Below are 6,543 nucleotides of genomic sequence, written 5' to 3' on the forward strand. Positions count from 1 at the left end.
GCCGCCAAAACCGTTCAGCACATTGGCCACCGCGCTGCCGGTGATGGTGTCGGCACCCTGGCTGCCATTGACGTTCTCGATGCTGATATAGGTGTCGCCCTGGGCGTCGCCGCCGGTGCCGACCTGGGTGTTCAGATTGACGTTCACGCCGATCGTGCTGGTGGTGTAGCTGGCGGTGTCGATGCCGGCGCCGCCGTCGAGCGTGTCGGCCCCGGCCAGCCCGACGAGCACGTCGTTGCCGCCGAAGCCATGCAGCACGTTGTCCAGGATGTTGCCTGCCAGCGAGTCCGAGGCCTGGGAGCCGTCCACATTCTCGATGCCGGCATAGGTGTCGCCCTGCGCGTCGCCGGCGGTTCCGACCTGACTGTTCAGGCTGACGACCACCGCGGTGGCACTGTTGGAATAGCTGACCGTGTCGATGCCGGCGCCGCCGTCGAGATGGTCGGCCCCGGCACCGCCGCGGAGCACATCGTTGCCGTCCCCGCCGATCAGGGTATCCGCCCCGGCGCTTCCGACCAGGGTGTCATTGCCGATGCCGCCATCCAGGGTGAGCAGCACGGAGCCGGCCGGCAGCGCGCTGGCGTCGAGCAGGTCGTCGCCGCCGAGACCGTTGACCGTGACATGGTCGAGGCCGGCATCGGCATGGTCGATCACGGTCTGCGCCGCCAGGCCGTCGACCAGAACGGCCGTGCCGGACTGGGAGATGACGACGCCGTCGGCGCCGGCACTGCCGTCGACGCTGACCTGATCCGCCACGCCGTCGCCGGTGGTGCCGCCCAGCACGCCGGCCAGGTCGACCGTCACCTGGGTGACGGCGGTGGCGCCCATGTCGCCGACAGCGACGGTGTCCGCCCCGCCCAGCGCGTCGAACACGATGTGTTCGACATCGTGCAGGTTCATGGTCACGGCCGCGATGTCGCGGAAGAAGATCGCGTGGTCGCCCTGGGCGGAGATGGTGATGTTTTCCGCGACATTGGCCCCGAGGAAGTCGAGCGTGTCGATGCCGGAGCCGCCGTCGACGGTGTCGCTGCCCTGGCCCGGGGCCCAGCTGAATTCGTCATTGCCGGCGCCGAGGAAGGCGGTGTCGTCGCCCTTGCCGCCATCGACCGTGTCGTTGCCGTCGCCGCCGATCAGCGTGTCGGCCCCGGCGCCCCCGATCAGGGTGTCGTTGCCGGCACCGCCATCCAGGGTCAGCAGCACCGACCCGGCGGCCAGCGCGCTGGCGTCGATCCGGTCGTTGCCGATCAGTCCGTTGACCGTGAGGTGGTCCAGGCCGGCATCGGCATGGTCGATCACGGTCTGTGCCGGCAGGCCGTCCACCACGATGGCCGTGCCCGACTGGGTGACGGTGATGGCATCGGCGCCGGCGGTGCCGTCGACGCTGACCTGATCGGCCGAGCCGTCTCCGGTGGTGCCGCCCAGAACCCCAGCCAGATCGACCGTGACCTGGTTGACGGCGGTGCCGGCCATGTTGCCGACCGCGACGGTGTCCGCCCCGCCCAGCGCGTCGAAGGCGATGTGTTCGACATCGTGCAGGGTCATGGTCACGGCGGCGATGTCGCGGAAGAAGATCGCCTGGTCACCGTTGGCCGAGATGGTGATGTTTTCGGCGACGTTGGCACCCAGGAAGTCGAGCGTGTCGGTGCCCGTGCCGCCGTCGACGGTGTCGCTGCCCTGGCCGGGTGCCCAGCTGAATTCGTCGTTGCCGGCGCCCAGGAAGGCGATGTCGTTGCCCTTGCCGCCGTCGACCACGTCGTCGCCGCCCAGGGCGTTGATGGTGTCGGCCTGGTCGCTGCCGGTGATTGTGTCCGCGTTTTCGGTGCCGTTGATGATCGCCATGATGTGGTTCCCTGCTCTCGGGGCGGCCGGCGGCCGCCCATTCGGTTGTGTCCGGTCGCGAGGATGTCGGACGGCAGGGGCGGCCGGGTGTTACCTCAGTCACAGGGGCGCCGGAATCGCGACGGCCGGCCCCGGGTGTGCTCCAATGGCCGATCCCATCACGGAGACTCAGGGTTCATGCTCAAGCAGATCGATGCCGGCGTGCTGACCGTCGCCTATGAGGAGACGGGCGATCCCGCCGGATGGCCGGCGGTGCTGCTGCACGGCTTTCCCTACGACGTCCACAGCTACACCGAGGTGGCGCCGCTGCTGGCCGCCCGCGGCGCCCGGGTGATCGCGCCCTATCTGCGCGGCTATAGTCCGACCCGGTTCCGCTCGGCCGCGACGCCGCGCTCGGGCGAACAGGCGGCGCTGGGCCACGACCTGCTGGCGCTGCTGGACGCGCTGCAGATCGAATCGGCCGTCCTCGGCGGCTACGACTGGGGCGGCCGGGCCGCCTGCGTCGTCGCGGCGCTGCGGCCGGACCGGGTGCAGGGCCTGGTCTCGGTCAACGGCTACAACATCCAGGACATCGCCAAATCGGGCGAACCGGCTGCGCCGGAGGCCGAGTTGCGCTACTGGTACCAGTACTACTTCCATGGCGAGCGCGGCCGGCTGGGGCTGGACCGCAACCGGCGCGATTTCTGCCGCCTGCTGTGGCGGCTGTGGTCGCCGGAATGGCGCTTCGACGACGCCACCTACGACCGCAGCGCCGTGGCCTTCGACAACCCCGATTTCGTCGATGTGGCGATCCACTCCTACCGCCACCGCTACGGGCTGGTGGCAGGCGACCCCGACCTGGCCGACATCGAGCGCCGGCTGGCGGCCCAGCCGCCGATCACGGTGCCGACGGTGACGCTGGACGGTGATGCCGACGGGGTGATGGCGATCGGCGGCACCGCCGGCCACGCCGCCCGCTTCACCGGCCGGTACGAACACCGGGTGGTGACATCAGGCATCGGCCACAACCTGCCCCAGGAAGCGCCTGATGCCTTCGCCGATGCGGTGCTGACGGTCAAGGCCTGGGCCGATTAGAAGGAAGGCCGGCCCGGTAAGTTCGCGTTGCCTCTCCCGCCTGGCGGGAGAGGTCGGGCTCGCGCAGCGAGACCGGGTGAGGGTTGGCCTGGCCGCGACGAAGAACCCTCACCCGGAGCCGCTTCGCGTCTCCGACCTCTCCCGCAAGCGGGAGAGGCAACGCATAAGCGCCACTCTGGCTCTGATGCCCGTTGCCACGGGCCGCGCCGCACGACAGCATGCGCGCAGCGAGCGGGAGGGGCGGATGCGGCGGTTTTGGGGTGTGGTGGCGGCCGTGCTGATTCAGGTCAGCGCGATGACGGGGGCCATGGCCCAGGACGTGCCGTCCGCGGCCTCGCCTACGCCGGCGGCGAAGACGGTGGAGCAGGCACCGCCCGTGCCGGTGCAGCAACTGCTCGACCTGCTGCGCAACCCCGAGGTGCAGGGCTGGCTGGCCCAGCAGCAGGCACAGCCCGCGTCCTCTGCCACGACCCCGTCCACGGCGGCCACGCCGGATGCGGCGCCGTCTGCCCAGATGGACGATATCGACATGATGCGGATGCACACCCGCACCAAGCTGCAGTGGTATGCCGAAACGCTGCGCGACCTGCCGGGCATCCTGGGCGGGGTCGGCGCCCGGGTCGGCGAAGCCCTGGCCGAAATCGGCGTGCTCGGCCTGGTCCTGGCCGTCGTGGCCTTCATCGGTGTTGGCGTCCTGGTCGAATACCTGCTGCGCCGCCTGACCCGGCCGGTCCGCCGCCGGCTGATCCACGCGCCGGGGGCGGGGATCGGGGAGCATCTCGCCGTCTTCGCCGCCCGGCTGGTCTTCGCCGTCGGCGATGTCGTCGCCTTCGCCGTCGGCAGCCTCGGCATCTTCCTGGCCTTCACCTGGCCGCAGGGCTTCCAGCACCTGGTGATCTCGCTGCTGGCCATCGCGCTGGTCGCCCGGCTGGCCCGAGAGGTGCTGCGCCTCGGCCTGTCGCCCGGCCGGCCGGATCTGCGCCTGATCGCGGTGCCCGAAGCGGCGGTGCCCACCATCATGCGCTGGCTGATCGCGATCCCGACCGTGATGATCGGTGGCGTCTTCCTGGCCCGGCTGATGCGCCGGCTGGATGCGCCGGACGATGCCGCGCTGCTGATCCGCGAGCTGACCTCCTTCCTGGTGCTGGGCCTGGTCATCGCCTTCACCTGGCGGCGCCGCGCCTGGACGTCGGGGCAGGGCATCCACCACGACCTCGGGCGCTGGCTGGTCACCGTCGCCATGGCGGCGGTCGTCGTCCTGGTCGCGCTCGGCGCACCCCGTGCGGCGATGACGGTGTTCGTGCTGGCGCTGCTGCCCTGGGGGCTGCACCAGATCCGTGAGGCGGCGCGGTCGATCGCCTCGCCGGATTCGATCGAGGGCAAGGACAAGCCCCTGGCGATGCTGGTGGAGCGCACGTCCCAGGCCCTGATCATCCTCGGCGCGCTGGCCTTCCTGGCCGGCCGCTGGGGCGTCGATTCGATGCATGCGATGATGGCGGCGGACGAGCCGGGGGCGCTGGTGCTGCGGTCGGCGGTGCGCATCGTGCTGACGCTGATCGTGGTCGACCTGCTGTGGCATCTCGGCCGGGCGCTGATCGACCATCGGCTCAGCCGCTCGACCACCGCGATGTCGGCCTCCGATGCGACGCGGCAGGCCCGGCTGAAGACCCTGCTGCCGCTGTTCCGCAACGCCTATTTCATCACCCTGCTGACGGTCGCGGCGCTGATCGTGCTGTCCTCGCTCGGCATCGATATCGGGCCACTGCTGGCCGGCGCCGGCGTGGTCGGGCTGGCCATCGGCTTCGGCGCCCAGACCCTGGTGAAGGACATCGTCTCCGGCGCCTTCTTCCTGCTCGAGGACGCGTTCCGGATCGGCGAATATGTCGAGATCGGCAGCCTGAAGGGCACGGTCGAGGCGATCTCGATCCGCTCGCTCAAGCTGCGCCACCAGCGCGGCGCGCTGCAGACCGTGCCGTTCGGCGAGGCCCGGGCCATGACCAATCTCAGCCGCGACTGGGTGGTGGTGAAGATGGAATTCCGGGTGCCGTTCGACACCAATGTCGACCAGGTGAAGAAGATCGTGAAGAAGATCGGCGCCGAGATCGCGGCCGACCCGCTGCTGGGCCCGCATCTGCTCGACGCGCCGAAATCCCAGGGCGTGCGCCAGATCGAGGAATTCAACATGGTGGTCGGGATCAAGTTCATGTCCCGGCCGGGCGAACAGTTCATGATCCGCCGCCAGCTGTACCAGCGCATCCTCGAGGAATTCGACGCCGCCGGCATCCACCTGGCCCGGCGCGACGTGGTGGTGCGCAGCCATGATGGCGGCGAGGTCGATCCCGCTTTGGCCGCGGCGGCCATCGCCGCCACCGGCGGGCCGGCGCCGGGTTGATCTGTCAGAGCCCGCTTGAGAATGCGCTGGCGTGAGTCGGCTGGTGGTGGTTTCGAGACCCGGCGCGCAGCGGACGTTTGGGTCCGTGAGCACCGGAAGCGCAGAACCGACGCCAGACGGCCGCGCCAGTAGCATTATCGGACGGGCTCAAGCCCCCGGGATCATGATGTGCGGCGGCAGCGGCTCCAGGCCCGGCGCGCCGAGATAGCTGACGATCGGCTTGCGCACCTCGTCCTTGCGGTACTCGCCGTAGATCGCCCCGGCCCGGCATTGCCGGTCCAGCGCCGGGGTGCGGCCGTCGCGGTTGATCCAGACCTTGGTGCCGACCCGGGTAAAACGGATGAAGGCCGACGGGTTGCCCGGATCGGCCAGGTACAGCCGGTCGCGGCCGCCGATGGCGCCGTCCCGCAGGTCGGGCAGCGGGAAGCGGTCCTCCAGGTCCAGGCGGACGCCGGTGAAGGCCAGCGCGCATTCGCGGCCATTGTGGTCGAGCGAGAAGAACACGTTGACCTCGCCGACATACTGGGCCGGCAGCACATACATGGTCCAATACGGGCCGTCGTAGCGGCCGCCCCAGCCGGCCGGGTCGATCGCCGCGGTCAAGGTGCGCAGCATGCCGAACTGCCGGGTCTGGATGCAGGCGATGTCGGCGCCGCATTGTTCGACCCAGCGCCGCACCGCCAGGCGCATGCCGTCGGTCTTCTGCGGACCGATCTGGGCCGGCCCGGTGGCCGCGATCTTCCAGCCCTGGATGCCGTCGAGCTGGCTGTCCAGCCACAGCGCGGTCGGTGACCCGCAGATCGCGCGCTGCGCCGGGCCTAGCCGGGCCGAGCCGCAGCCGGGGCCGGCATCGACCTCGGCAATGGGGTTGGGGGCGATGGCATCCGGCGGCGGCATGGAAGCAAGCTGGGGTGAAGGGGCTCGCGGGGCCGGCGGAAGTCCGGGGATCAGGATGCCGGGGTAGGGCAGGTCGACCAGCGGTCCTTCGCCGACCAGCGGCGCATTGCTGCCGGGACCGTTGCCACAGGCCGCCAGCAAAAGGCACGCTGCGATGCAGAATCTGAGCGTCATGGCGTCCGTCCCCCGGTTGGACGTTGAGACCGACCCGCGATGCGTTGGGATCAGGCTGCGCCAGATTCGAAAAGCAATGTCCGGCGGAGCTTGATGTCGCTCAATACATCGTGTGTGCAATAAAGTTCTACAAATCAGAAGCTTAAGATAACGTTAATTTGCAGGAA

At 69.8% G+C, this 6,543-nt stretch carries 4 protein-coding genes; 2 read left to right on the plus strand and 2 right to left on the minus strand.

What is annotated here, in order from left to right; translation table 11 throughout:
• On the minus strand, positions 1-1,839 hold a 1,839-nt coding region (locus tag AC3XYG_RS27645; protein ID WP_489143091.1), incomplete at its 3' end, for a beta strand repeat-containing protein.
• Positions 1,840-2,016: 177 nt separating this feature from the next.
• Between AC3XYG_RS27645 and AC3XYG_RS27650 the strand changes: the two genes are divergently transcribed.
• Positions 2,017-2,913 carry an alpha/beta fold hydrolase gene (locus tag AC3XYG_RS27650; protein WP_489143092.1) on the plus strand — a complete coding sequence of 299 codons (897 nt, stop codon included), beginning with the start codon at positions 2,017-2,019 and terminating at the stop codon, positions 2,911-2,913.
• Positions 2,914-3,157: 244 nt separating this feature from the next.
• Positions 3,158-5,305, plus strand: coding sequence for a mechanosensitive ion channel family protein (locus AC3XYG_RS27655; protein WP_489143093.1), 2,148 nt, complete (start codon positions 3,158-3,160; stop codon positions 5,303-5,305).
• 147 nt (positions 5,306-5,452) lie between these two features.
• Here the strand turns inward: AC3XYG_RS27655 and AC3XYG_RS27660 are convergent, their stop codons facing one another.
• Positions 5,453-6,376 (minus strand): lysozyme inhibitor LprI family protein, encoded by a 924-nt coding sequence (locus AC3XYG_RS27660; RefSeq protein WP_489143094.1) that lies wholly within the window; start codon positions 6,374-6,376, stop codon positions 5,453-5,455.
• Between the last annotated feature and the right edge of the window lie 167 nt (positions 6,377-6,543).

The sequence above is a fragment of the Inquilinus sp. genome, assembly GCF_057815775.1.

What these genes read in the sequence shown, in the direction of transcription:
- AC3XYG_RS27650 (WP_489143092.1), top strand. Translation starts at nt 2,017, where the DNA reads ATGCTCAAGCAGATCGATGCCGGCGTGCTGACCGTCGCCTATGAGGAG.
- AC3XYG_RS27655 (WP_489143093.1), top strand. Translation starts at nt 3,158, where the DNA reads ATGCGGCGGTTTTGGGGTGTGGTGGCGGCCGTGCTGATTCAGGTCAGC.
- AC3XYG_RS27660 (WP_489143094.1), bottom strand. Translation starts at nt 6,376, where the DNA reads ATGACGCTCAGATTCTGCATCGCAGCGTGCCTTTTGCTGGCGGCCTGT.